23 protein-coding genes are annotated in these 23536 nt (G+C 61.5%); 10 read left to right on the top strand and 13 right to left on the bottom strand.

The window, feature by feature from the left end; translation table 11 throughout:
• Positions 1-197 precede the first annotated feature (197 nt).
• Positions 198-1283 carry an alkene reductase gene (locus HDE79_RS07975; RefSeq protein ID WP_184601407.1) on the top strand — a complete coding sequence of 362 codons (1086 nt, stop codon included), beginning with the start codon at positions 198-200 and terminating at the stop codon, positions 1281-1283.
• 40 nt (positions 1284-1323) lie between these two features.
• Here HDE79_RS07975 and HDE79_RS07980 read toward each other — a convergent pair whose 3' ends face one another.
• From HDE79_RS07980 to HDE79_RS07995, 4 genes are all read right to left on the bottom strand, one after another.
• On the bottom strand, positions 1324-2358 hold the full coding sequence (locus tag HDE79_RS07980) for an aminopeptidase (protein WP_343205939.1): 1035 nt from the start codon (positions 2356-2358) through the stop codon (positions 1324-1326).
• A gap of 96 nt (positions 2359-2454) precedes the next feature.
• Positions 2455-2856: a hypothetical protein gene (locus HDE79_RS07985; protein ID WP_184601409.1), complete on the bottom strand. Its 402-nt coding sequence runs from the start codon at positions 2854-2856 to the stop codon at positions 2455-2457.
• 136 nt (positions 2857-2992) lie between these two features.
• Complete coding sequence (locus HDE79_RS07990; protein WP_184601410.1) at positions 2993-3829, bottom strand: histone H1-like repetitive region-containing protein; 837 nt, start codon at positions 3827-3829, stop codon at positions 2993-2995.
• A 146-nt stretch (positions 3830-3975) separates the two neighbouring features.
• Complete coding sequence (locus HDE79_RS07995; protein WP_184601411.1) at positions 3976-4581, bottom strand: rhomboid family intramembrane serine protease; 606 nt, start codon at positions 4579-4581, stop codon at positions 3976-3978.
• Between the two features lie 197 nt (positions 4582-4778).
• Here HDE79_RS07995 and HDE79_RS08000 point away from each other — a divergent pair, with 197 nt between their 5' ends.
• Positions 4779-5663, top strand: a complete 885-nt coding sequence (locus tag HDE79_RS08000) for a PhzF family phenazine biosynthesis protein (protein WP_184601412.1) — start codon at positions 4779-4781, stop codon at positions 5661-5663.
• A 53-nt stretch (positions 5664-5716) separates the two neighbouring features.
• Here HDE79_RS08000 and HDE79_RS08005 read toward each other — a convergent pair whose 3' ends face one another.
• Positions 5717-6625, bottom strand: a complete 909-nt coding sequence (locus HDE79_RS08005) for an NAD(P)-dependent oxidoreductase (RefSeq protein WP_343205940.1) — start codon at positions 6623-6625, stop codon at positions 5717-5719.
• Positions 6626-6699: 74 nt separating this feature from the next.
• Positions 6700-7878, bottom strand: a complete 1179-nt coding sequence (locus tag HDE79_RS08010) for an NAD(P)/FAD-dependent oxidoreductase (protein WP_184601635.1) — start codon at positions 7876-7878, stop codon at positions 6700-6702.
• 330 nt (positions 7879-8208) lie between these two features.
• Here HDE79_RS08010 and HDE79_RS08015 point away from each other — a divergent pair, with 330 nt between their 5' ends.
• Positions 8209-8691 (top strand): YajQ family cyclic di-GMP-binding protein, encoded by a 483-nt coding sequence (locus HDE79_RS08015; RefSeq protein ID WP_184601414.1) that lies wholly within the window; start codon positions 8209-8211, stop codon positions 8689-8691.
• A 70-nt stretch (positions 8692-8761) separates the two neighbouring features.
• On the opposite strand, the gene HDE79_RS08020 is transcribed toward HDE79_RS08015, so the two are convergent.
• Positions 8762-9427: an NrsF family protein gene (locus HDE79_RS08020; RefSeq protein ID WP_184601415.1), complete on the bottom strand. Its 666-nt coding sequence runs from the start codon at positions 9425-9427 to the stop codon at positions 8762-8764.
• Between the two features lie 5 nt (positions 9428-9432).
• A complete protein-coding gene (locus tag HDE79_RS08025; RefSeq protein ID WP_184601416.1) occupies positions 9433-10098 on the bottom strand; it encodes a sigma-70 family RNA polymerase sigma factor in 666 nt (221 codons plus the stop codon).
• A 186-nt stretch (positions 10099-10284) separates the two neighbouring features.
• On the opposite strand from HDE79_RS08025, the gene HDE79_RS08030 reads away from it, so the two are divergent.
• The 5 genes from HDE79_RS08030 (at position 10285) to HDE79_RS08050 (ending at position 16194) form a co-directional block, all read left to right on the top strand.
• On the top strand, positions 10285-12006 hold the full coding sequence (locus HDE79_RS08030) for a cytochrome c biogenesis protein DipZ (RefSeq protein ID WP_184601417.1): 1722 nt from the start codon (positions 10285-10287) through the stop codon (positions 12004-12006).
• A 109-nt stretch (positions 12007-12115) separates the two neighbouring features.
• The gene (gene msrB / locus HDE79_RS08035; protein ID WP_184601418.1) at positions 12116-12730 is read left to right on the top strand and encodes a peptide-methionine (R)-S-oxide reductase MsrB; all 615 of its coding nucleotides are present in this window, start codon (positions 12116-12118) and stop codon (positions 12728-12730) included.
• 114 nt (positions 12731-12844) lie between these two features.
• Positions 12845-13582: an SH3 domain-containing protein gene (locus tag HDE79_RS08040; protein WP_184601419.1), complete on the top strand. Its 738-nt coding sequence runs from the start codon at positions 12845-12847 to the stop codon at positions 13580-13582.
• A gap of 205 nt (positions 13583-13787) precedes the next feature.
• On the top strand, positions 13788-15302 hold the full coding sequence (locus HDE79_RS08045) for a peptidase S10 (RefSeq protein ID WP_184601420.1): 1515 nt from the start codon (positions 13788-13790) through the stop codon (positions 15300-15302).
• A 184-nt stretch (positions 15303-15486) separates the two neighbouring features.
• Complete coding sequence (locus HDE79_RS08050) at positions 15487-16194, top strand: SH3 domain-containing protein (RefSeq protein WP_184601421.1); 708 nt, start codon at positions 15487-15489, stop codon at positions 16192-16194.
• Between the two features lie 86 nt (positions 16195-16280).
• Here HDE79_RS08050 and egtD read toward each other — a convergent pair whose 3' ends face one another.
• From egtD to HDE79_RS08075, 5 genes are all read right to left on the bottom strand, one after another.
• Positions 16281-17267: an L-histidine N(alpha)-methyltransferase gene (egtD, locus tag HDE79_RS08055; RefSeq protein WP_184601422.1), complete on the bottom strand. Its 987-nt coding sequence runs from the start codon at positions 17265-17267 to the stop codon at positions 16281-16283.
• Positions 17264-18517: an ergothioneine biosynthesis protein EgtB gene (gene egtB / locus HDE79_RS08060; RefSeq protein WP_184601423.1), complete on the bottom strand. Its 1254-nt coding sequence runs from the start codon at positions 18515-18517 to the stop codon at positions 17264-17266. The genes egtD and egtB overlap by 4 nt, the downstream gene beginning before the upstream one ends.
• 275 nt (positions 18518-18792) lie before the next feature.
• Complete coding sequence (locus HDE79_RS08065; protein WP_184601424.1) at positions 18793-19185, bottom strand: hypothetical protein; 393 nt, start codon at positions 19183-19185, stop codon at positions 18793-18795.
• 63 nt (positions 19186-19248) lie between these two features.
• Positions 19249-21435: a bifunctional 23S rRNA (guanine(2069)-N(7))-methyltransferase RlmK/23S rRNA (guanine(2445)-N(2))-methyltransferase RlmL gene (gene rlmKL / locus HDE79_RS08070; protein WP_184601425.1), complete on the bottom strand. Its 2187-nt coding sequence runs from the start codon at positions 21433-21435 to the stop codon at positions 19249-19251.
• A complete protein-coding gene (locus HDE79_RS08075; RefSeq protein ID WP_184601426.1) occupies positions 21432-21959 on the bottom strand; it encodes an alpha/beta hydrolase in 528 nt (175 codons plus the stop codon). The genes rlmKL and HDE79_RS08075 overlap by 4 nt, the downstream gene beginning before the upstream one ends.
• Before the next feature lie 72 nt (positions 21960-22031).
• Between HDE79_RS08075 and HDE79_RS08080 the strand changes: the two genes are divergently transcribed.
• Positions 22032-22586 (top strand): N-acetylmuramoyl-L-alanine amidase, encoded by a 555-nt coding sequence (locus HDE79_RS08080; protein WP_184601427.1) that lies wholly within the window; start codon positions 22032-22034, stop codon positions 22584-22586.
• 80 nt (positions 22587-22666) lie between these two features.
• Positions 22667-23533 (top strand): acyl-CoA thioesterase II, encoded by an 867-nt coding sequence (tesB, locus tag HDE79_RS08085; RefSeq protein ID WP_184601428.1) that lies wholly within the window; start codon positions 22667-22669, stop codon positions 23531-23533.
• The last annotated feature ends 3 nt before the right edge of the window (positions 23534-23536 follow it).

The raw sequence follows: 23536 nt of genomic DNA on the forward strand, positions 1-23536 counted from the left end.
GATTCCTGCAAGCCAAAGAGATGAGTTTCAGTATGGGAATGGCAAGTGGGTAGCCATCCTTGCTGGTGCCAACCACGTTGCACCGACACATCACGATCGCTTGTGCATCATGGCGACTTCAGCCTGCCAAACTTGATGCGCAAGCCATCCGCATCCATCCATGCAGGATATTTCCGCGACCAGCAAGGATTCACCTTATGTCAGACCGTTCTCCCCGATCGCTGTTCGACCCGGTCCAGATGGGCGATATCGCGCTGGCCAAACGCATCGTGATGGCACCTCTGACCCGCGATCGTGCCGGCCCTGGCCGCACGCCGACGCCGCTGATGGCCGAGTATTACGCGCAGCGTGCCGACGCGGGGCTGATCATCGCCGAAGCCACCCAGATCAGTCCCGAGGGTCAGGGCTACCTCGACACACCCGGCATCTACAGCAGCGCGCAGGTCAAGGGCTGGAAGGCAGTGACTGATGCCGTGCACGCGCGCGGCGGCAAGATGGTGCTGCAGATGTGGCACGTCGGCCGCATCTCCCACACCAGTCTGCAGCTGGGCGGCAAGGCACCGGTCGCTCCGTCAGCGATTCGCGCCAAGGCCAAGACCTTCACCGCCAACGGCTTCGAGCCGGTTTCGGAGCCGCGCGCACTGGCTGCTGGAGAAATGCCGCGCATCGTCGCGCAATACCGCTATGCCGCCGCGCGGGCGATGGATGCCGGGTTTGACGGCGTCGAAGTGCATGCGGCCAACGGTTATCTGATTGACCAATTCCTGCGCGATGGCAGCAACCACCGCGACGACGCCTGGGGCGGCAGCATCGAAAATCGCACACGCCTGTTGTACGACGTCGTCAGCGCCGTTGCCCAGACGGCGGGCAGCGGCCGTACCGGCGTGCGCCTGTCGCCCGTGACACCGGCCAACGACGCGCGCGACTCCAATCCGCAGCCGCTGTTCGAGCGGGCCGTTGAACGGCTCGCCCCGCTCGGCCTGGCCTATCTGCACGTGATCGAAGGCGCCACCGGCGGCCCACGAGATGTTGCACCCTTCGACTACGAAGCGTTGCACCGCCGCTTCCATGGCAGCTGGATGGTCAACAACGGCTACACCGAAAAGATGGCCGAAGAAGTTGTCAGCAGCGGCCTGGCTGACCTGGTTGCGTTTGGACGTCCATTCATCGCCAATCCCGATCTGGTCAAGCGGCTACGCATCGGTGCGCCGCTCAACGCCATCAATCCTGCCACGCTGTATGGCGGCGGCGCCGAGGGCTATACGGACTATCGCACGCTCTGATCATTCATCGGCAACGATCCCCAGGCCAAGGACGGCTCGCTCAGGGCGCTGCCAAAGATGTCGCAACACGTCGCCCCAATTGCACGAGCGTGGCATCCCGCTGCAGCTTGGGCTGCCTGGCAAGGTCCCTTACGCGCTGATAGAAAGCCAGCCATTGCCCCTGCGATTGCTTGAACAGCTCGGCGAACGCAGGCGTCCACTGATCGTACAAGCCGAACGGCAGCAAGCGCGCATTGTTGATTGGCGCCGCCACCCAGGCGTCGTAGCCATGTTCCTTCGGCCAGTCGCGATCGCGCCACTGCTTGTAACGTTCGCGAAATGCGGCGATCTCTTGCTGCTTGCCGCCTTCCATCGCCGTGTCGCCCACGCCGCTGGCGTACAGCTTTTTCAGTCGGTCACGCAGATCCAGTACCAGTTTGGTGAAGCCGTTGTCCATTGCCTGCGTGCGATCGTCTTGCGCCGGTAGCCCGCGCGACTGTCGCCACTCGCGCAAGCCCTGATCCTGCACAAATGTAGCGAAAGACTCGTTGAATGCCGTGTCGTCTTTTACGTAGATCAGCTGATGCGCCAGCTCGTGGAAGATGGTGCTGTCCAGCTCGTCGTCGTCCCAACGCAGCATGCTGCTGAGAATCGGATCAGCGAACCAGCCCAGCGTGGAATACGCCGAGACGCCACCGATCTCGACGTCGTCGCCTTTTTTCTGCAGCCGTGCCGCTTCGGCCTTCGCATCGGCCTCGGCAAAGTAACCGCGATAAGCCACGCAGCCTGCGACGGGAAAACAATAAAGCACCGGCTCTACCGAATAGCGCGGCGCCGCGAACACGTTCCACACCACATAGTTTCGATGCAGATCGACGTAGCGCGTATAGCTGCGATTATCCGGCAACCCCAGGTGCTGCGAAGCGAAAAGACGCGCCTGCTGGGCCAGTAAAAGTCGTGCGGCCAGTTTGGGGTCAGTCGCCGGATTGCTGACGATCGTACCAATGTTGCGCCGATGAAAGACCAGCTCACTCTGCCCGCGCACTGCCTGTGTGTAATAACGCAGGCTGCCGCAGGCGCCAAGCAAAAGGCCCACCGCCGTGATGGCGATGAGCCTTGGAAACCGAATGGAACGTGGCAAATAATTTAGGCGAGGCATGCGGCGATTGTGCCGCAGGCCCCGCGTTCTGTCTTAGTGACCGCTACTTCCGCCGTGCGAGGAGCCGCCGCCATGCGAGTAATGACCGCCACCATGTCCGCCAGCGTAACCCGGATGGCCGCCGCCGTAACCGGGACGGCCTTGCCAATGGCCCCCGCCATATCCGTAACCACCGCGCCAGTAGCGCGGGCCACCATAACCGCCGTACCAACCACCGACGACGCCTACGCTGCAGCAGCCGTAATAGCCATTGTCGTAGTAACCGTAGCCGGGGTACCCGTAGTAACCACCCTGATATACCGGCGCGGCCTGACCGTAATACACGTCGCCGCTGTAACTGGAACCGCGAACGTAGCTATAGCCGGGGTCGTAATAACACCCGGACAAAGTAGTGATGGCGGCGAGCAGAACGAGACTTGCGAGTAGGCGTTTCATGGTTTGTCTCCGACTCCAACGGGAGTCATGACCTGAACGCTAGTCCTATGCGCTTGAACGCCTCCTGAGGTACAAACACATGGCTGATGGGCATTTACCCACCAGCCATATACGCAGGACCGTCAATGCGCACGCATCAGCCCTTGCGCTTGGACTGGTCGCCTCGCTCATGTGCCAGCGCATGGCCAAACGCCGCTTCGCTGGACAGGCCGCCGGCACCAGGCGTGGGCGCATGGGGATCGGGCGTATTCGTCGCGGGCTGCACAGCCACCGCGCCAGGCCAGCTCGGCCCCTGACGCACGCGCTCCAGCTTGGCCTCCAGCAGTGCCTGGATATGCTCCACTGCTTCGGCCGGACTGATGTGATGGATTTCCGGCTCCGGCAGCGTCGGCAACTTGAGCGGGGTCGCCTTGGTCTTGGGAGACGATGCAACCTTCTTGACGGCTGGCTTGGGTGCCGCGGGTTTCGCCGCCGGCTTTTTCGTCGCAGCGACCTTGGCTACCGGCTTTTTCACGGCAGGTTTCGCCACCGCAGATTTCGTCACCGGCTTGGCAACGGACTTCTTCGGCGCTGCTTTCTTGGCAATAACCTTTTTGGCTGCCGGCTTGGTGGCCGCGATCTTTTTCGTGACTGACTTCTTTCCGACAAGCTTCTTCGCGGCCGATTTCTTCACTGTCGGCTTCTTCACGGCAACCTTTTTGGCCACCGGCTTCTTTTTCGCGACAGCTTTTTTCACTACGGACTTTTTAGCAGTGACTTTTTTTGCAGCCGGCTTTTTTGTCGCTGTCTTTTTCACTGCTGCCTTTTTAGTGGCTACCTTTTTTACGGGCGCCTTCTTGGCAGCCGCTGCTTTACGCGGGGTGGCAACCTTCTTCGCGGTGCGTTTTACGACTGCCCTTTTTACAGCTGTTTTTTTTGCGGACGCCTTTTTTGCCGCGGACTTTTTCGTTGCCGACTTGCCTTTCGTAGCCATGCGTTCGTTCTCCTGCGGTGACCAATAAAATTAAACGGCGATCAATGAAACATGAGCCAGTATGCACGCCTTGAATCGCTCGGATATTAACGGCTGACCTTACGAAATCGCCTGAAACCTTCGCGACAAATCCGGCGCATCAGTCATCAAAACGAAGGATGCGACAACTGATTGAGGAAGTAAGGAAGCACACGTTGATCCATAAGCAGCGTGAAGATGACGCCGTAGGCCGCACCCCAAAGGTGAGCGCTGTGATTGACGTTGCCCTGCCCGCGTCGATCCATGAAGATCGAGTAGCCCGTATACAGCACGGCATAGAGAATCGCCGGCATGGGTATCACCAGCACAATGATCTTTTGCCATGGCGCCAACAAAACGAATGAGAACAGCACAGCTGAAACAGCGCCGGATGCCCCAAGGCTGCGGTAGTTGGGATTGGTGCGATTCTTCAGATACGTCGGCAGAATCGAGACCACCAGACCACCGATATAGAACAGCGCAAACCCGAAACCGCCAAGACGTCCGGTGAAAAACCCTTCCATGACCTGACCGAAGAAATACAGCGTCAGCATGTTGAAAAACAGGTGGCCGAAATCCGCATGCACTACGCCGTAAGTCACCAGACGGTGGTACTCGTGCTGACGGGTGATCGCTGGCGGCCACAGGATGAGGTCGTTCATCAGCCGGTTGTTCTTGAAGGCCATGAACGACACGATGCCGGTGATGGCGATGATGATGAAGGTAACCGGCATAAACGATTCCGCGAGAGATAAGCAAAGCGTGACATCTTCGCGCTAGTGCATGGTCTTGTCGACTTCGCTGGCAAAAATCTGAAGTGCGCGAGGCGGCATGACCAAGCTGACTGCGGGCAAACTCACCGCCGCCAGAAACATCGCGACGCGACCACGATCCGGTGTCTACTGCAGCGCTAGCCCCAAGGAGGGACATCATGACTTCTTTTCGTTACATGCATCTCGACGTCTTCACCGCCAGCCTCGGCGGCGGCAATCATCTGGGCGTGGTGGTCAACGCACAGGACTGGAGCGCCGAGGACATGCAGCGCTTCGCCCGCTGGACGAACCTTGTCGAAACGACCTTCCTGCTTCCACCGCAGGACCCCAAGGCGAGCTACCGCGTGCGCATGTTCACGCCGCACAAGGAAATCCCGTTTGCCGGCCATCCCAGCATTGGCAGTGCACACGCCGTGCTCGAGTGCGACCTGGTCGAGCCACGCGATGGCCTGCTATGGCAGGAATGCGGTGCCGGCACACTGCCGATCCGTGTACATGGCAGCGGCGCAGAACGCGAGCTGTCGCTGCTGTCGCCCGCTCAGCACATAGTGAACAGTGGACATGATGCGCACCCGCTGCTGTCGGCCGCTCTGCTGGGCGTGGGCTCGGGCCGATTGCCGCCCGCGCTGGTCGACGGTGGTCGGCGCTGGTGGCTGGCCGAAGTGTCGGATGAGGCCAGCCTGCGTGCATGGAAGCCCGATCATGCCGCGATCGGTGCATTGGCCAGAGCCAGCGACAGCATGGGCCTATGTGCGTTTGCCCGCAGCACGAACGCTGACTATCAGCTGGTGGTCCGTGCGCTGCCCGCCGGCGCCGGCATCGTGGAGGATCCTGCCTCGGGCGCGGCGAACGGTTCCATCGCCGCCTACATTGCGCAGACCGAGCCGAACGGCGAGCTGGCCCGCGGCTATCAGGTCAGCCAGGGACGTGAAATCGGCCACGATGCCCGGCTCGTGGCGCTGATTGACGGCGGTTCGGTGTGGATCGGTGGCCGCACCCACACGGTGATCAATGGCAGTCTGGACTGGACGCTGCAAGATTGACGGTTGAATCGGCGTCGGCATCAAGCTCGAGCCGGCGTCGACTCGCGCAACTCTTACTTGCGTTCGTCCAGATGCGCCCGTCGAGCGGCCACCTGCGCCAGGGCTGACCAGTCCAGCTCGGCATCGCCGCCAGCCAGCGCTTCGAGCAGGCTGTCGCGCAATACGCCGGCAAACGGCAGCGGCACGCGTGCCGTGCCACCGGCCGTCAGGGCCAGCTCGACATCCTTCAGACCCAGCGGCAAAGTGAAGCCGGCGGGTTTGAAACGCTCTTCGGCGATCAGCTTGCCGTAGCCCTGGTACGCCGGCGATGCAAACAACGTGCTGGTCATTACGTCGAGGAAGTCAGCGGCGCTGACGCCGTAAGCACGGGTCAGCGCGGTCGCCTCGGCCATGCTTTCGATCGCCGCGGCCAGCATGAAGTTACCGGCGATCTTCGCCACGCTGGCGCGCTCGGCCTGCTCGCCCATCGGCCATAGCTTCACCGCCATCGCTTCCAGCAGGGGCCGAACGCGTTCCACTACCGCCAGCTTGCCGGCAACCAGCATGTTGAGCTTCGCAGCCGCTGCGGCGTCTGGACGCCCAAACACCGGGGCGGAAACGTACTCCAGCCCACGCTTGGCGTGCTCCTCGGCGACCTCTTTGGCCAAGGCCACTGAAATCGTGGCGTGGTTTACATGCACAGTGCCAGGGTCCATCGCATCGAGCAGGCCGCTATCGAGGATCACCTCGCGCACGGCCTGGTCGTTGGCCAGCATGCTGCACAGCACATCACCCTGTGCGACGCGATCCGCGGTGCGTGCGAGTTTGGCACCCAGCGACACCAACGGCGCGGCGGCGGCTTCAGAACGGTTCCACACCGTCACCGTGTGACCAGCCGCCAGCAGATTGCTGGCCATCGCACTGCCCATCGCACCGAGACCGATAAATCCAACCTTCATGCACGCATCCTCATCGTTTGTCAGCCGCCAAGTGAACCATGCGCCGTGTTCAGATCGCGCGAAACCGGCTCATGCGAACCGGTTTCCTTGCGCAACGCTCAAGCCACCTCGCCCGCCGCCTGCCCCGAGGCCCAGGCCCACTGGAAGTTGTAGCCGCCCAGCCAGCCGGTGACATCCACCACTTCGCCGATGAAATACAGCCCCGTCACATGCTTCGACTGCATGGTGCTGGAGGACAGGCCCCTGGTATCCACACCACCCAGCGTGACTTCGGCCGTACGGTAGCCCTCGGTACCGCTGGCCGTGATCGGCCAGGCGTTGAGCTGTTCGCCGATCCGGCTCAACTCGGTTTCCCGGTACTGGCGCATCGGCCGACTGTCGAACCACTGTTCGCACAGGCGCTGTGCCAGCCGCTTGGGCAGTACGTCACCCAACACGGTTTTCAGTTCGGCCAGTGGCCGTGCCGTGCGCTGCTCGATCAGCCACGGACCAACCTCGGTATCCGGCAGCAGATCGGTGCGCAGGTCATCGCCAGGTTGCCAGTACGAGGAAATCTGCAGGATCGACGGCCCGCTGATGCCGCGATGGGTGAACAGCAGACCCGCGCGAAAGGTCTGCTTGCCGACTTTCGTTTCCACCGCCGGCAACGCAACACCGGCGAGATCCTGGTAATGCTCCTGATGCTTGCCGCTCAGCGTCAGCGGCACCAGCCCCGCCCGCGTGGGCAAGACCTCATGACCAAACTGTCTTGCCAGTTCGTAGCCGAAGCCGCTGGCGCCCATGCTGGGAATCGACAGGCCACCACTGGCGATCACCAATGATTCGGCACACACCTCACCGCGCGCGGTCGTCACGGTGAAACCGCCATCCGTCTTGCGCACGCGGTTTACGGCGCAACTGGTTTCGATGGTCACGCCTACCGCCTCGCATTCATCCAGCAGCATACGGACGATCTGCTTGGAGGAGTCGTCACAAAACAGCTGGCCGAGTTCTTTCTCGTGATAGGCGATACGGTGCTTCTCGACCAGGGCGATGAAATCGGCCGGCGTATAGCGTGCCAGCGCCGACTTGGCGAAATGCGGGTTGGCCGAAAGGAACTGGCCTGGCGTGACCCCCAGATTGGTGAAATTGCAACGACCACCGCCGGACATCAGGATTTTCTTGCCCACCCTGTTGGCGTGATCGAGCAAAAGCACCTTGCGCCCACGCTGGCCCGCTGCCACAGCGCACATCAGACCAGCCGCACCAGCACCGATGATCAGCACGTCGGTCTTCATGGCATCGGTTTTCATAAGAGCCTGCTTACGGTCTTCACGTGGCCCACGCCGGGAGCGGTTTGCGCGCAGGCCAAGGAAGAAGGAGGAAGTGTACGTCGGTACACGACCGAGTGATGACGTCGGCATGGGTGCAAACCGACCCGGCCCGAAGGGTTGTGCCGTGGCGACCGCCACGGCACAACGCGGGCTACGTGGAGATCGTAAACAGGCTCTAACACCGGGACTTTCATAGTTGGCCGAGCTTCCGCCGCATTGCAATTCAGCATTATCCATCAGCGACGGATGTCGGCATCGCTTACACTGCCTTACCGATTAACAAGAGCTACCACCATGCCTTCCTTCGACGTGATTTCCGAAGTCGACAAGCACGAACTGACGAATGCGGTCGACCAAGCCAACCGTGAGCTGACGACCCGCTTCGACTTCAAGGGCTCGGATGCAAAATTTGAGCTGGATGATTTCGTGATCACGCAGAGCGGAGCCAGCGAATTCCAGCTGAATCAGATGATGGACATCCTGCGCGGCCGTCTGGTCGCACGAAAAATCGACGTTCGCGCGTTGGATGTCGCCGATCCGGAAACCAACCTGGCCGGCTCAAGGCAGAAAATCACCGTCAAACAAGGGATTGAGCAGCCGATCGCGAAAAAACTGATCGCCTCGATGAAGGAAGCCAAGCTCAAGGTCGAAGCGCAGATCAACGGCGACAAACTGCGCGTCAGTGGCAAGAAGCGCGACGATCTGCAGAGCGCGATGGCCGTGCTGCGCAAGGCCGAGGTCGAACTACCGCTGCAGTTCGATAACTTTCGCGACTGATTGCTCGACATCAACTTGCCTACATCTAACGCATCGCTTCATCCTGCGATGCGTTGGCAGCGAAGAACGGCTAGGCCTTCGACAGCAGCCGGCCGCCCATCGCCGCATTGACCGCGACGACCAGCACCACGGCAGCTGCATGCGTCAGCAAATCCGTCGCTGCTGCATCGTATGAGTGACAAATTTCCAACAGGCTTGCCGACGCCGCTGCGCTGGCCAAACCCACCAGCACCGCCGTAAGCACGGGCCGAAGTGGATACGCACGGCGCAGCAGAAAAACCATCAGTGCGGACAGCGGTACTGAAAACCCGACGATAAAGACCAGGCAGTCTGCCGATTGATGCATGGTGGATATTTGCGTCCCCGGCGCAAGCACGTGACTAACGGTTTGGCGCAAGCAACCCAGACCGCTGGCCCCGATCCACAGCAACGCGCCCGGCAGCGGCAGCCATGCCCAAGCCGCGCGGCGACCGGGCACGCTTAGCGCAAAGGCAGCCCACGCCGCGCTGATCGCTGTGATGACTGCACCCACGCCAGCCCAGGCCATATCCGGCGTGCCGGCGAAACGTTTCAGCATGCCGCCCGTGCCGTAGTGCATCAACAGCACGACCGCGATAGCTGCGACCATCAGCAGCCAGCCCAGCGTGCGCAAAGACGGCGGCCGCAAACGTCGTACTGGCACCAATTCAGCACCGAGACGATCGATCAAGGCTTCGTAGGATCGTGGATCGGACATGGCAGTCACGGCTCTCCATTGAAGCGTTCGCGCAATGCTTTCAACGCGCGATGCAGATTCACTTTCAATGCGCCGGTATTGCGGCCTGTCAGCTCAGCCGCCTCGCTTAGCGACCGTTCGTGCAAACCCATTTGTTCCACGGCCTCGCGTTGACCCGGTGGCAGTTCGGCAATCGCCTCACGCAGGCGCTGAGCACGCTGCAACTGTTCGGTCGCAGCGCTGGCATCGTCGATATCCGCATGATTATCGAAGGCGATGTCATCGTGGATCTCTCGGCTGTCACGACGACCGCGGCTACGCAGCGCGTCAATGGCACGACGATTGGCGATCGCGGTAAGCCACGCATCGTACGAACGCGAAGGATCGTAGGTATGCCGTACACGATTCACGGTGATCAACGTTTCCTGCACCACATCGTCCAGCCGGTCCACCGCTACGCCTTGCCGCCGTGCCGCGACGCGAATCAACAGTATCGAATCGGCCAGCACCCGCTCATACGCACGCCGGTCACCCGATTGCGCAGCCGCCATCAAGCGCGCCCGACGCTGGTCGGGCGATTCACTGGCGCTAGGGGAGACAGCTTCAGCTTGCACGGCTCGAGTGGCACTTGCCCAGAGGGAAAGGCCACTATCTACACCCATGAAGCCATTGGCGGTCAAGCTGTGCGGCATCGCCGCTCCTTAGTTCGCAACTCTCATCTGGGCTTTCGCCGCATCCGCGATCAGGGTTACGTCGTAAATGTCCATTACGCAGATGCACCTGCGCAGCGGCGCACGGATCGGATGCATTCCTCACGCGTAACCCCTGCCCGTACCGCAGCGAATAACCTGTCGAACCCCCTCACCTACGAAGCCTCCATGATTGTTTTGATTCTTGCCTTCCTCGGCGGTGTGCTGACCATCCTCAGCCCATGCATCCTGCCCGTGCTGCCCTTCGTATTCGCCCGCTCGGATCGACCATTCATGCGCAACGGCCTGCCGATGCTGCTGGGCATGGCGATCACGTTTGCTGCCGTGGCGACGCTGGCCGCGCTGGGCGGTGGCTGGGCGGTACACGCCAATCAATACGGTCGCATTATTGCGCTGGTGGTGTTGGCGTTCCTGGGCCTGACGCTGCTTTCAACGCATCTGGCCGAATGGATCAGTCGCCCCTTTGTGGCGCTGGGCAACAAGCTGTCGCAGGGATCGTCCAGTAACGGCGATTCGATCTGGTCGGCCGCCGGCCTTGGTGTAGCCACAGGGCTGCTGTGGGCACCGTGTGCCGGGCCGATCCTGGGCCTGCTGCTGACCGGCGCCGCACTGAATGGTGCGAGCGTGCAGACCACCTTGCTGCTGCTCACTTACGCCGGCGGTGCAGCAACGTCGCTCGGCGTGGCCCTGCTGATTGGCGGCAAGGTGTTTGCGCTGATGAAGCGTTCGCTGGGCGCCGGTGAGTGGGTGCGCCGAGTACTCGGCGTGCTGGTGCTCGCCGGTGTTGCTGCGATCGCGCTAGGACTCGATACAGGCCTGCTGACGCGCGTGTCATTGGCCAGTACCGGCGGCATCGAACAGAAGCTGATCAACGCCGTGCGCCCGGCGCCGGCACCCGAGCCGGTGTTGCAAGCCGGCGCGCCGTTGCCGGTGGAAGGGCAGATACCGTCTCTCGAAGGCGCCACCCAATGGATCAACAGCCCGCCGCTGACGACTGAATCCCTGCGTGGCAAGGTAGTACTGGTCGATTTCTGGACCTACTCCTGCATCAACTGCATCCGTTCGCTTCCCTACGTGCGCGGCTGGGCCGACAAGTACAAGAACCACGGTCTGGTGGTGATCGGCGTGCATTCGCCTGAGTTCGCGTTCGAGAAGGATCCGGCCAACGTCGCCAAGGCGGTGAAGGATCTCGGCGTCGATTATCCAGTCGCGCTGGATAACAACTACGCGATCTGGCAAGGCTTTCACAACGAATACTGGCCGGCGCACTACTTCGTCGATGCGCAGGGACAGATTCGCCACCACCACTTCGGTGAAGGTGGCTATGCCGAAAGCGAGGATCTGCTTCGCCAGCTGCTGACCGAAGCCGGTCAGAAAAATCTGCCCGGTGGATATGTCAGCGGGAGTCAACAAGGTGTCGAGGCCGCCGCGTCGCACAGCGCGACGGTGTCACCGGAGACTTACGTCGGCTACGCCCGCGCGCTGAACTTCGCTGGTGGCAAAGTCGCACATGACGACGTCTGGGATTACAGCGCACCGACCACGCTTGGCAGCAGCCAGTGGTCGCTCGACGGGCGTTGGACCGTGCATGCAGAAAACGCGCAGCTGGAGAAAGTGGGTGGCCGTATCGTCTATCGCTTTCGTGGGCGCGATCTGCACTTGGTACTCGGCCCGTCCGCTGACGGCAAGCCTGTTCGTTTCCGCGTGCGCATCGATGGCAAGGCGCCGGGCGCTGATCACGGCATGGATACCGATGCCGACGGCAATGGTGTCGTGAATGCCCAACGCCTGTATCAGCTGGTACGTCAGGCCAACGGCAGCGGTGAGCGCTTGTTCGAGATCGAATTTCTTGATCCGGGTGTGCAGGCGTATGCCTTCACGTTCGGCTGATCCGGAGACACTGCGATGGCCGTTCCGATAGTGCCGCGTGCGGCAAGTCACTCGCGGAAGCATCGCCACTGGAGTCGTTCCAGCTTTACCCGTTTCAACGGAGGTTCCCATGTCACGCATCAATGAAACTCTCGCGGCGGATCGTCGCCGCTTCGTTCGTGCCGCCGTCGCCGGTGGCGCGCTGCTGGCTATCGGCGGTGGCGTGCTTATCCCGCGCCTGTTTGCTGAGGAATCCGCGGCGAGCAACAAGCCGATCGGCAAACCGGGCAATGTGCTGCTGGAAGTCTTTTCCGATGACGGCAAAGATCTCGGCGCGCGCCCAGTGCCGCGGTTGATATTGAGCGACGCGCAATGGAAGCAGCGGCTGTCACCGGCCAGCTACGACGTACTGCGCCGTGACGGCACCGAGCGGGCCTTCAGTGGCGATCACGAGAAGCCCGCCAGCCCGGGCCTGTTCCGCTGCGTCGGCTGCGCCACCGCGCTGTACGACGCGGCAACCGAGTTCGACTCGGGTACCGGCTGGCCCAGCTTCTGGCAGCCGATCGCCAAGACCAACGTGTTTGAAAAACACGACAATACGTTCGGCATGGATCGCGTCGAAATCCGCTGCGCCAATTGCGATAGCCACCTCGGCCACGTTTTCGACGATGGCCCGAAGCCGACCGGCTTGCGCTACTGCATGAATGCCGTGGCGCTACGTTTTGTTCCAAGAAAAGCTGCCTGAACGGCGAGCCAAAGCCTCGCCGTAAAAACCACGTGATCGCGGTCAAAAGCGCATATAAAGTGAACGCGCTCGCTCGATAGGGAGCGCGCTCTTTTTTCGCCGGAGATCGACGTGATGAAACGCAAGCTTTGGTCTTCCCTCGCTGTGCTGTGTCTGGCAGCGCCCGTATGTGCCTATGCGGCCGAAGGGTATGTGGTCGATAACGTGAACCTGCGCGCAGGTCCCGACCCGAGTTACCCGCTGGTCGACCAACTGCCGACCGGCACAGAAGTCGATGTACAGGGGTGCACCAACGGCTGGGAATGGTGCGACGTGATCAACGAGGGCGACGGCAGCCGCGGCTGGATCCCCGGCGGTTACATCCAGTACGAGTACCAGGATCAGCAGGTTCTGCTGCCGGAGTACGGCGAACAAATCGGCATTCCCATCGTCGCCTTCAGCATCGGCGCCTATTGGGATCGCTACTATCGCAGCCGTCCGTTCTATGGCCAACGCGCCAACTGGTATAACCGGCCTTACGTGAGCAGGCCGCCATCGCCACCGTCGCACGGCCCCTACCCGGGACGTCCGGGTGGATCCGGCCAGTGGCATGGGCCAAACGGTAACTATGGCGGCCAACCCGGAGCAGGGTATCAGCGGCCAGGGCGTCTCGGACCCGTGAGCCCGGGTTATCCCGAGCGCGCCATACAGAACGGCCAGTCATCGGTTCCGCAGCGGGGGCAAGGCCCCGCTGTTCGGCCAGGAACAGGCCAGCCGGCAACCAGCCAGGGCCGACCGCAGCCGCAAGCTCATCCGACAGGGCACCCTGAAGAGCACCACGACAATGATCATAACGACGACAACGGCCATTGATCGATCGATCATGCTGTCCAGATGATCGTGATGACACAGAACGGGATGATGCAAATCATCCCGTTCTGCTGTGTGGCTACGCACGCCATCGCATGGCTATGTTTTCAATGCGACGCGCAGCGAATGCCTCACCCATGCCTTTATGCACACTCCGGCGGCACAACGGACGGTTAGGCTTGTGCCTTTAGTCCTGAGGAACGGATCTGTGCGCAAGTCTCTGCAATCTGCCCTGCTGGCCACGCTTGTGCTAGCCGGTTTCAATCTATCCGCCATTGCCGCCGATGGTCACAAGTCGGACAAACCGGCATCGACGGATGATGCCGGCAGCAGCAATGGCTTCCACCTGCCACCGCTGCCGGCCGACGCACACGTCTCGCAGAGCACCAGCGTGGATGGCCGATCGCTCAAGTACACCGTCACCGTCGGCTCGCTGCCGGTGCGCGATGACAAGGGCACTATCACCGCTGAAGTGGTATTCACCGCATACACGATGCCCGGCAAGGATCGGCCGGTGACATTCGCCGTCAACGGCGGACCGGGCGCATCGTCGGTCTATCTCAATTTCGGCGCCATCGGACCGAAGAAAGTGAGTTTTGGCGTCGAGGGTGACACGCCTTCGGCACCCGCCACCTTGCACGACAATCCAGGCACCTGGCTGGGCTTTACCGATCTGGTCTTCATCGACCCGGTCGGCACGGGCTACAGTCGCGCGCTGGTCGATGACAAGGAAGCAACCAAGCAGTTCTACAGTACCGATAACGACATCAAGTACCTGTCGCGCATCGTCTACGACTGGCTGGTCAAGAACGGGCGCATGACCTCACGCAAGTATCTGGTCGGTGAGAGCTACGGCGGCTTCCGTGGCCCGCGCATCACCGACTATCTGCAAACCCAGCTCGGTGTGGCGATGAACGGCCTGGTACTGCTGTCGCCGTATCTCGACTCGGCGGCATCCAATGACGAAAACGTATCGCCGCTGCCATGGATGCTGACCCTGCCCTCAATCGCCGCGGCGCACCTGGAGCGTGAGCACAAGCTCACGGACGCAGCGATGGCACCGATCATCGAATACACACGCGGCGAATACGCCACCGACCTGATGAAGGGCCGCTCCGATCCGCAGGCGACTGATCGCGTAGTCAGCAAGGTCACCGAATTGACTGGGCTCGATCCACTGTTCGTAAAACGCTCCGGCGGTCGGCTGGAAACGCAGGCTTATCTGCGCGAGGTCTATCGCGCCGAGGGCAAGCTGGGCAGCCGCTACGATTCCAACGTCACTGCATGGGACCCGTTCCCGTACGCACCGCATCAGCAGACCGGCGATCCGATCCTCAACGGCATCATCGCGCCCACCACCAGCGCGATGGTCAACTTCGTCACGCAGACGGTCGGCTGGAAATACGACGGCCGCTATAACGCACTGAGCTATGACGTGAACAAGCTGTGGCATGAGGACGACGATGCCAATCAGGGCTCGGTATCGCAGTTGCGCGAAGCGGTCGCCAACGATCCCGGTCTGCGCGTGCTGATTGCTCACGGCTGGGACGACCTGTCCTGCCCGTTCATGGCCTCGGTGCTGATCGTCGATCAGATGCCCGAGATGGGTGATCCGACCCGCGTGCAGGTGAAAGAGTATGCCGGCGGACACATGTTCTACGCGCGCGAAGACAGTCAGTCCGCGCTGTCGCACGACGTACGCGCACTTTACGGCGTCAAGTAATCGTTATTGAACGGCAGAGGGCGAAGCACGCCCTCTGCCGTTGAGGCGGTTGAACTAAATTCGCACTAAGCTTGCGCTGCTGCCAAAACTGGAACAATGTCATGGGGTGCGAGGCGGCTTCGACCATGTCAGGTGCATGGTCAGCCGGCCTGCCAACTCGAGCTGACCGCCGGAGATTGATCTCATGAAACGTCCAGTATTCGCTTTGCTGGTTTCATTGTTTCTTCTCGCACCGCTGCTCGCACATGCGGCGGATGGCTTCGTTACGACCAACGTCAATTTGCGTGCGGGACCGGATAGCAGCTATCCGCGAATCACCACGATCCCGATCGGCACTCAGATAGCCATCCAAGGGTGCACGGATGGATGGGAATGGTGCGATGTCATCGCCTTCGGTAATCGCGGCTGGATCGCCGGCAATTATCTGCAATACAACTACCAGAATCAGCGCGTACTGGTGCCTGCATATGGCGCACAAATCGGCATCCCGATCGTCAGCTTCGTGATCGGCAGCTACTGGGGTAACTATTATCGGGATCGACCGTTCTACCGCGATCGCAGTCGCTGGTATGGTCGTCCGATCCCCCATCGCCCGCCGCCACGTCCGATCCAGCGCCCACCGCCACGCCCACCGGTACAGCACCGCCCGCCGCGCCCTACCCGCCCGCCCACAGGCAATCGTCCACCAGCGCGTCCGCAACCTGGTGTCGGCGGCCCTGGCCGGCCCGGTCAAGGGAATCAGAACGGTAATCGGCCAACCCGACCGGGCCAGGGAAACCCCGGTAGCAGCAATCAGCGGCCCGGTTCAGGCCCCGGCAACAACCGCCCCAATCCGGGTCAGCAGCGTCCACCGGGTCGGCCTGCGACAAAGCCTGCCAACAACGGCAACTGAAACATAAAAACACCTGCCGCACAGGCAGGTGTTGACGCGCCTGATTTCAGGTCGCTGGCAAGAGCCGGCCTATGAGACCTGCCGGTTCAACGCGCTACCGTGCTGGCACGCACGAGGTATTGCACGCTGAACATCTGCTGCGCATCGGTCCACACGCGAAGCACGGCCAGCCCTGCCTTGGCAGCCAACGCCTCGAAGTCCGCCAGCGAATACTTGCAGCTGTATTCGACTTGGATCGCCTCATCTTCGCGGAACGCCACGTTGGCGCGACCAATTTTTACTTGCTGCGACTTGGCGCTGACGATATGCGTCTCGATGCGACCAGCCATCGGGTTGTAGTGCGCGCGATGACGGAAGGCAGTCAGATCGAAATTGCTGCCGATATCCCGGTTGAGGCGTGTCAGCATGTTGAGCGTAAATCTGGACGTGACACCGGCGCGATCGTTGTAAGCCGCCTCGATGACTGCATGATCTTTCTTCAGATCCACGCCGATCAGGATGCCGCCGGCATCGCCCATCTCGTTGCGCATCTTGCGCAGCAAGACGGCCGCATCACGGTTGTCGAAATTGCCAATGGTCGAGCCCGGAAAATACACCACCGTACGACGCGGCGCACGCGGAGGAATCGGCAGGCGCAACGGCTTGGTGAAATCCGCACACAGCGGCTGCACTGGCAGCGATGGAAATTCCGCGCCGAGTCGTTCGACACTTTCGCGCAGGGGCTCGGCTGAAATCTCCACCGGCACGTAGGCCACCGGTTCATGCAGATGCTGCAGGAGCATGCTCGTCTTGCGTGCGTTGCCGCTGCCGTACTCGACCAGGCGTACGTCGCTGCCCAGGGTGTCGGCGATGTTGCCAGCATGTTCATCCATCAGCGCGATCTCGCTGCGCGTCAGGTAGTACTCGGGCTGTTCGCAGATCTCGTCGAATAGTGCGGAACCGCGTTCGTCATAGAACAGCCACGACGGTAGACGCTTCGGCTTCAGCGCCAATCCACGCTGGGCAATTTCCAGCAATTCATTGGAAGGTGGGCGACGATCGTCGTCGCTGAGACCCGAGACTTGCGCGTTCATTGATCTTGTCCCAATCGTAGCCCGGCAAACTGCCAACGGGCATGGGGTGGAAAAAAGTTGCGATAGCTGGCGCGGATATGATCGCGCGGCGTGGCACAGGAGCCACCGCGCAGAATCCATTGTCCGCTCATGAATTTGCCGTTGTACTCGCCCAGCGAGCCGGGCAAAGGTTGGAAACCCGGATAGCTGATGTAGGGCGATGCCGTCCACTCCCAGACATCGCCATACATCTGCAGCAGGCCGCCGTCGTCGCTGGCGGCAGCAGGATGAAACCGCTGGTCGTCCTGGAAGTTTCCCTTGATGGGCAGACCTTGAGCCGCGGATTCCCACTCGGCCTCGGTCGGCAAGCGGGCACCGGCCCAGCGGGCAAACGCTTCGGCTTCGAAGTAGCTGATATGCGATACCGGATCGTTTGGGCGGATTTCCTGCACACCGGCCAGCGTAAATTCGCTCGCCAGATCATCCTGCCAGTAAGCCGGGTGCTCCCATCCTTCGCGCTGCACGGTAGCCCAGCCATCGGAAAGCCAGAGGCCAGGCTCGCGGTAACCACCCTCGCGCACAAACGCGAGGTATTCAGCATTGGTCACCAGCCGATTGGCCAGCGCGTGTGGCTGCAATAGCGTGCGATGCCGCGGTGTCTCGCTGTCGAAAGCAAAACCTTCACCACGATGACCAATTTCTACGATGCCTTCCTTGCCGCTGATGAAACGCAAAGGCAGCAAACTCGCCGACCCCGGCAAGGCCGCTTTCCTGTCGTGATAAGCAGGCAGCAGCGGATTGCACGAGAGTGCGTGTTTGATGTCGGTGAGCAACAACTCCTGATGCTGCTGCTCGTGCTGCAACCCGAGTTCAATCAACTCTGCCAGCTCGGGATCGTCATCGCGCGAAAGCAGCTCATTGACCGCCGTATCGATACGTTCGCGATAGTCGAACACCTCGCCCAGCGACGGACGGGATATCAGTCCGCGCTGCGGGCGGGCGTGCATTGGCCCGATAGATTGGTAATAGGAATTGAAGAGGAAATGCCAAGCCGGATCGCGCGTCTTATAGCTGGGATCGCGGCCAAGCACGAAGTGCTCGAAAAACCAGGTGGTATGCGCCAGGTGCCATTTGCCTGGACTGGTATCCGGCATCGACTGCACCAGCAGATCTTCCGCACTCAGTCCCTCGACCAGCCGGAGCGTCTTCGCACGAATCCTGCTGAATCGCACGGCAGCTTTGGAAGAAACCAGAAAAATTTCGCTAGACATGGCAACCATCCTTCGCTCTACACCTTGGCGCAGTTACGGTGCCCAGAACCTGGCGCGGAGGATGGCTGAAAAACATGGCGGCAAGGATGCCGTGCCAAGCGTTGAAATCTTGTGATTGGGGCGCGACATTCGCGGATGGCTGGCACCCGGCCAGGGATGACGCCATGCGATAACTGGTGTTTGAGCCCCACCTTGGTAGGCATATGCCCCAATGAAAGAGCCCAGCATCAAGCCGGGCTCTTTTGTCTTGCTAGATCTTGAAAACAGATCTGATATCAGTTGCCGTAATAGCCATCGTCGCGGACGTACTGCGTAGGCTGGCTGTAAGTCGTCACGGTACGGGTAACGACCGGGGCATTCTCATACACGACCGTGGTTGGCTGTGAGTACACGACCGGAGGACCGTAGCCGTAGTACACCGGCGCCGGACGGGTCGCGCTGTAGACGAGGCCGCCAACCAAACCGGCAACAATGGCGCCGCCGATCCAGCGTCCACCACTCCAGTAACCACCGCGGCCGTAACCGCCGTGATAACCACCGTAGCCGCCATGGTAGCCATATCCGCCCCAGCCGCGTGCTGATGCGCTAAGCGGCATGGCGACTGCCGCTGTTACAGCAAGGCCGAGGGCCAACATCTTGGTTGCACTACTGAAACGTTTGTTGCTCATGGCAGTTCTCCGTTGGTACGGGACCTATGCTCGACTTTTCGGGCTTAATGTGAACTGAAGCGTTTACTTTTTAATACGGGCCGAATCCCATGGATTTATTCCCGGGTCAGCCGGACGACGACGCAGCAGCCAGCAGCCGTGGATGTCGGCCCGGCGAGCGAAATCGAACGGGATGCTGGGCACAGTCCATTCCTCGATCACGAAGCGCTGTCCCAGCTCGGCCTTGTCCAGTTTGAAACGTCGGAAATTGTTGGAAAACACAATCACGCCATCGCGCGTCAATCGCTCGTTACAGGCATCAAGCAGCTTCACATGATCGCGCTGCACATCGAAATCGTCGGCACGCTTGGAATTGGAGAACGTCGGCGGATCGACGAAGATCAGCCCGTAATGACCGCGGTCACGCTGCAGGAATTCCAGTGCGTCGAATTGCATCAACCGATGGCTTGCGCCACTGAATCCGTTGAGCGCGAGATTGCGCGAGGCCCATTCCAGATACGTGGCTGACAGATCCACACTGGTGGTTTCCAGCGCGCCACCGGCAGCCGCATGCACGCTGGCCGTCGCGGTATAGGCAAACAGGTTGAGGAAGCATTTGCCATCGGCCAGCTCGCGCACTTTTCCACGCACCAGCCGGTGGTCCAGGAACAGACCGGTATCCAGATAGTCGGTGAGGTTGACCAGAAACTTCAGGCTGTCCTCTTCCACCTCGATGAACTCATTGCGCTGGTCGAGCTGGCCGTACTTCGAACCGCCCTTGCCGCGCTCGCGGGTTTTCAGCGCGATGCGCTCGCGCGGCACGTTGAGTACTTCACCCGCGACGCGAGCAATCTCGCGCATGCGCAGTCGTGCCACGTCCGGCGGCACATCGGCAGGCGCGCGGTATTCCTGAATGTGCAGATGATCGTTGCCATGCGTGTCGCCGTAGATGTCGATCGCCGCGGCGTACTCGGGCAGATCCTGGTCGTAGGCACGCCAGCAGTGGACGCCTTCGCGGGTCAGCCGCTTGCGCAAGTGCTTGACGTTCTTTTCCAGCCGGTTCTTCAGCATCTGCGCACCGGCCGACAGTGGCTTGGGCTCGCGTGGTGCTTCGTCCCGCTTGCTCAGGTCGAACGTCAGCAACACGGTTTCCAGTGCGCCGTTGTACAGCGTATAGCGCTTGTCGGCATGCAGCTGCATGGCCCGGCCCAGTTCCACGTCGCCGGCCAGCACGGCAGCGCGCCAGCCGGTGAAGCGAGCGCGCAAGGCATCGCCGACGGCGCGATACAGCAGCGGCATCTCGGCACGTTCGCCCAGGCGTTCGCCGTACGGCGGATTGGTGATGACCAGGCCGTAGTCGACGCCCGGCGGCGGCGCGGCGTGCGACACCTCCTGCCGATCCAGCGTAAAGAATCCGGCCACACCCGCTTCCTGCGCATTGCGTTTGGACGTCTGAACCATGCGCGGATCGGCATCGCTGCCGAAGAACACGCTGCGCAATTCGCGCAGGCCCTTTTCGGCACGCTCGTTCGCCTCGGTCAACAAGCTACGCCACAATGTGATGTCGTGCTGATGCCAGCCAAGGAAACCAAAGTATTCGCGGCGCAGGCCGGGCGCCACATCGGCAGCCATCAGCGCGCCTTCGATCAGCAGCGTGCCCGAACCGCACATCGGATCGAGCAGCGCACCGCCAGCGGCGTACACCTCAGGCCAACGCGCGCGCAGCAACATGGCGGCGGCGAGGTTTTCCTTCAGCGGCGCCTCACCCTGTACTTCACGCCAGCCGCGTCGGTGCAACGGCGTGCCGGCGAGATCCAGCGATACCGTCGCGCGGTCGCGACGTAGCCTCAAGTTGATGCGGATATCCGGCTCGTCGGTATCCACACAGGGTCGGTTGCCATCGCGCTGACGGAACTGGTCGACCACCGCATCCTTCACGCGCTGCGCAATGAATTGGCTATGCGTGAGCTTGCTCAGCGCCGTGCCCGCATCGACCGACAGCGTGCCGTGGGCGGCCAGATGCGTGCTCCAGTCGATCGATTGCACGCCGCGATACAGCGCATCGTCATCGGCTGCATCAAAATCCGCCAGCGGCAGCAGAATCCGGCTGGCCAGCCGCGACCACAGACAGGCACGGTAGGCGGTTTCCAGCGTGCCTGAAAAATGCGCACCGGCCAGCGCTTCGCGGACATCGACCGCACCCATCGCAACCAGTTCGTCACGCAGCAGGTATTCGAGCCCCTTTGGGCAGGTGGCAAAGTAATGACTCATGCGGCGGTCGCCAATTGATCGAGCAGGCTCTGGAACTGCGCAGAAATCACATCCATGTTCGCACCCAGGCGGTGATCGTCATCCAGCATCAGCAGCGGCAGCCGATGTTTGCCTGCAAAGGCCAGCATGCCCTCGGGCGGGCAGACATCGTCGCGCCAACCGTGGATCAGCATGGTGGGCACGCCGTGCCTGAGATCGAACGCCCGCGCATAGCCCGGGATCTCACTGGGCGTAGCCAGCAGCAGCAAGCCGAGTACCGGCACATCCAGCGAGGCCAGACCCGAGACAAATGCACCCATGCTGGAACCCACCAGCAGTGGCGGCGTGGGCAGCGCCTCAATGGTGGCGCGCAGGCGGGCGACGCGCGGCGCGACGCAACCATCATGGCCGCGTGCGTCGTCGTCGCGGTAATCCGGCCGTTGTGTCTGCCAGCCCTGGGCCTCGGCCTGCGCAGCCAGCGCGCTGACCTTGGTGGCATTCGGTTCGGAGTTCAGGCCGTGCGAAAGAATGATCTGGCCGCGCATGGCGGACTCCGTCTAACTGCAATAAGTGAGTTGCACATGGTAACAGGCGGCGTTTCCGGCGAGACTTGGCCCATGTCACTGACCATCCACGATCAACCGCTGCCCTATATCGACCAATTGCCCGAGCGCGACGTCAGCGCAGTGGAAGTCGTGGTAATCCACTGCACCGAACTGCCGGACCTTGCCATCGCCCGCGAGTATGGTGAAAGAGCGCTGCATGAAAACGGTACCGGCAACTGCGGCCACTACTACGTCGATCGCGACGGCGGGATTTATTGCTACGTCCCGTCCACTCGGGTGGCCAACCACGTGCGCGGCCACAATCCGAACTCCGTAGGCATCGAGCTGGTGAACCTGGGCCGCTATCCGCACTGGTGGGATTCGCGCCACCAGATCATGACCGAGCCCTACACCGACGCGCAGATCACCGCATTGCTCGCCTTGCTTGAGCAGCTGCGGCTCGATCACCCCAACCTCCACGCCATCGCCGGGCATGAGGATCTGGACACCGCACGCATGCCAGCCAGCGACGACGCATCGAAGGAAGTGCCGCGCAAGCTCGATCCAGGTCCGCTGTTTCCCTGGGATCGCGTGCTACACGACAGCGGACTGACTCGCCGAGCCTAGGCCAAGTCAAACGGTCCGCAGCGGGTGATGGATCGGCTACCGCTATAATCGTGGCACTCCACCTGTACTGAGCCAACGCCATGCTGGAAAATCACGTCGCCGAACTGGTCGACCTGCTGCACCTCGAGCGGCTGGAAGACAACCTGTTCCGCGGTCAGAGCCGCGACATCGGCACCCAGTTCGTGTTCGGCGGGCAAGTTTTGGGACAGGCGCTGGCAGCGGCACAGAATACGGTCGATCCGATCCGCGAGGCACACTCGCTGCACGCGTATTTCCTGCGTGCCGGCGATATCGATGCTCCGATCGTCTACAGCGTGGAGCGCACCCGCGACGGCGGCAGTTTTTCGTCGCGCCGCGTGGTGGCGATCCAGCATGGACAACCGATACTCAACGGCTCGGTCTCGTTCCAGGTGCCGGAAAAGAGCTTCGAACACCAATCCTCGATGCCCGAAGTTCCCGCGCCGGAAGATATCGAACCCATGCAGCCACTGAGCGCCGAGCAGCTGATCAAGCTGCCGGTAAAGCTGCAGCGCTGGCTGGGCGTGGATTCGCCGATCGAATTTCGCCACGTGTGGCCGCAGGACAGACTGCATCCAGTCAAGCGACCGCCGATCCAGCACATCTGGTTCCGCGTCGCCGCGCCAGTAGACGACTCACCCGCGCTGCACCGCGCGCTGCTGGCCTACGCCTCGGACTTCAACCTGATCGGCACGGCCACGCTGCCGCACGGCATTTCCTATTACACGCACAACGTGCAGATGGCCAGCCTCGACCATGCATTGTGGTTCCATCGCCCTTTCCGCGTTGACGAGTGGCTGCTGTACTCGTTCGACAGCCCCACCGCGCAGGGCGCCCGCGGGTTTGCCCGTGGGCAGATTTTCAGCCGCGACGGCCGGTTGGTGGCCTCCACCGCGCAAGAAGGCCTGATCCGGCTTCGCGGCGATTGATAC

The organism is Rhodanobacter sp. MP1X3, from assembly GCF_014207165.1.
Taxonomy (GTDB): Bacteria; Pseudomonadota; Gammaproteobacteria; order Xanthomonadales; family Rhodanobacteraceae; genus Rhodanobacter.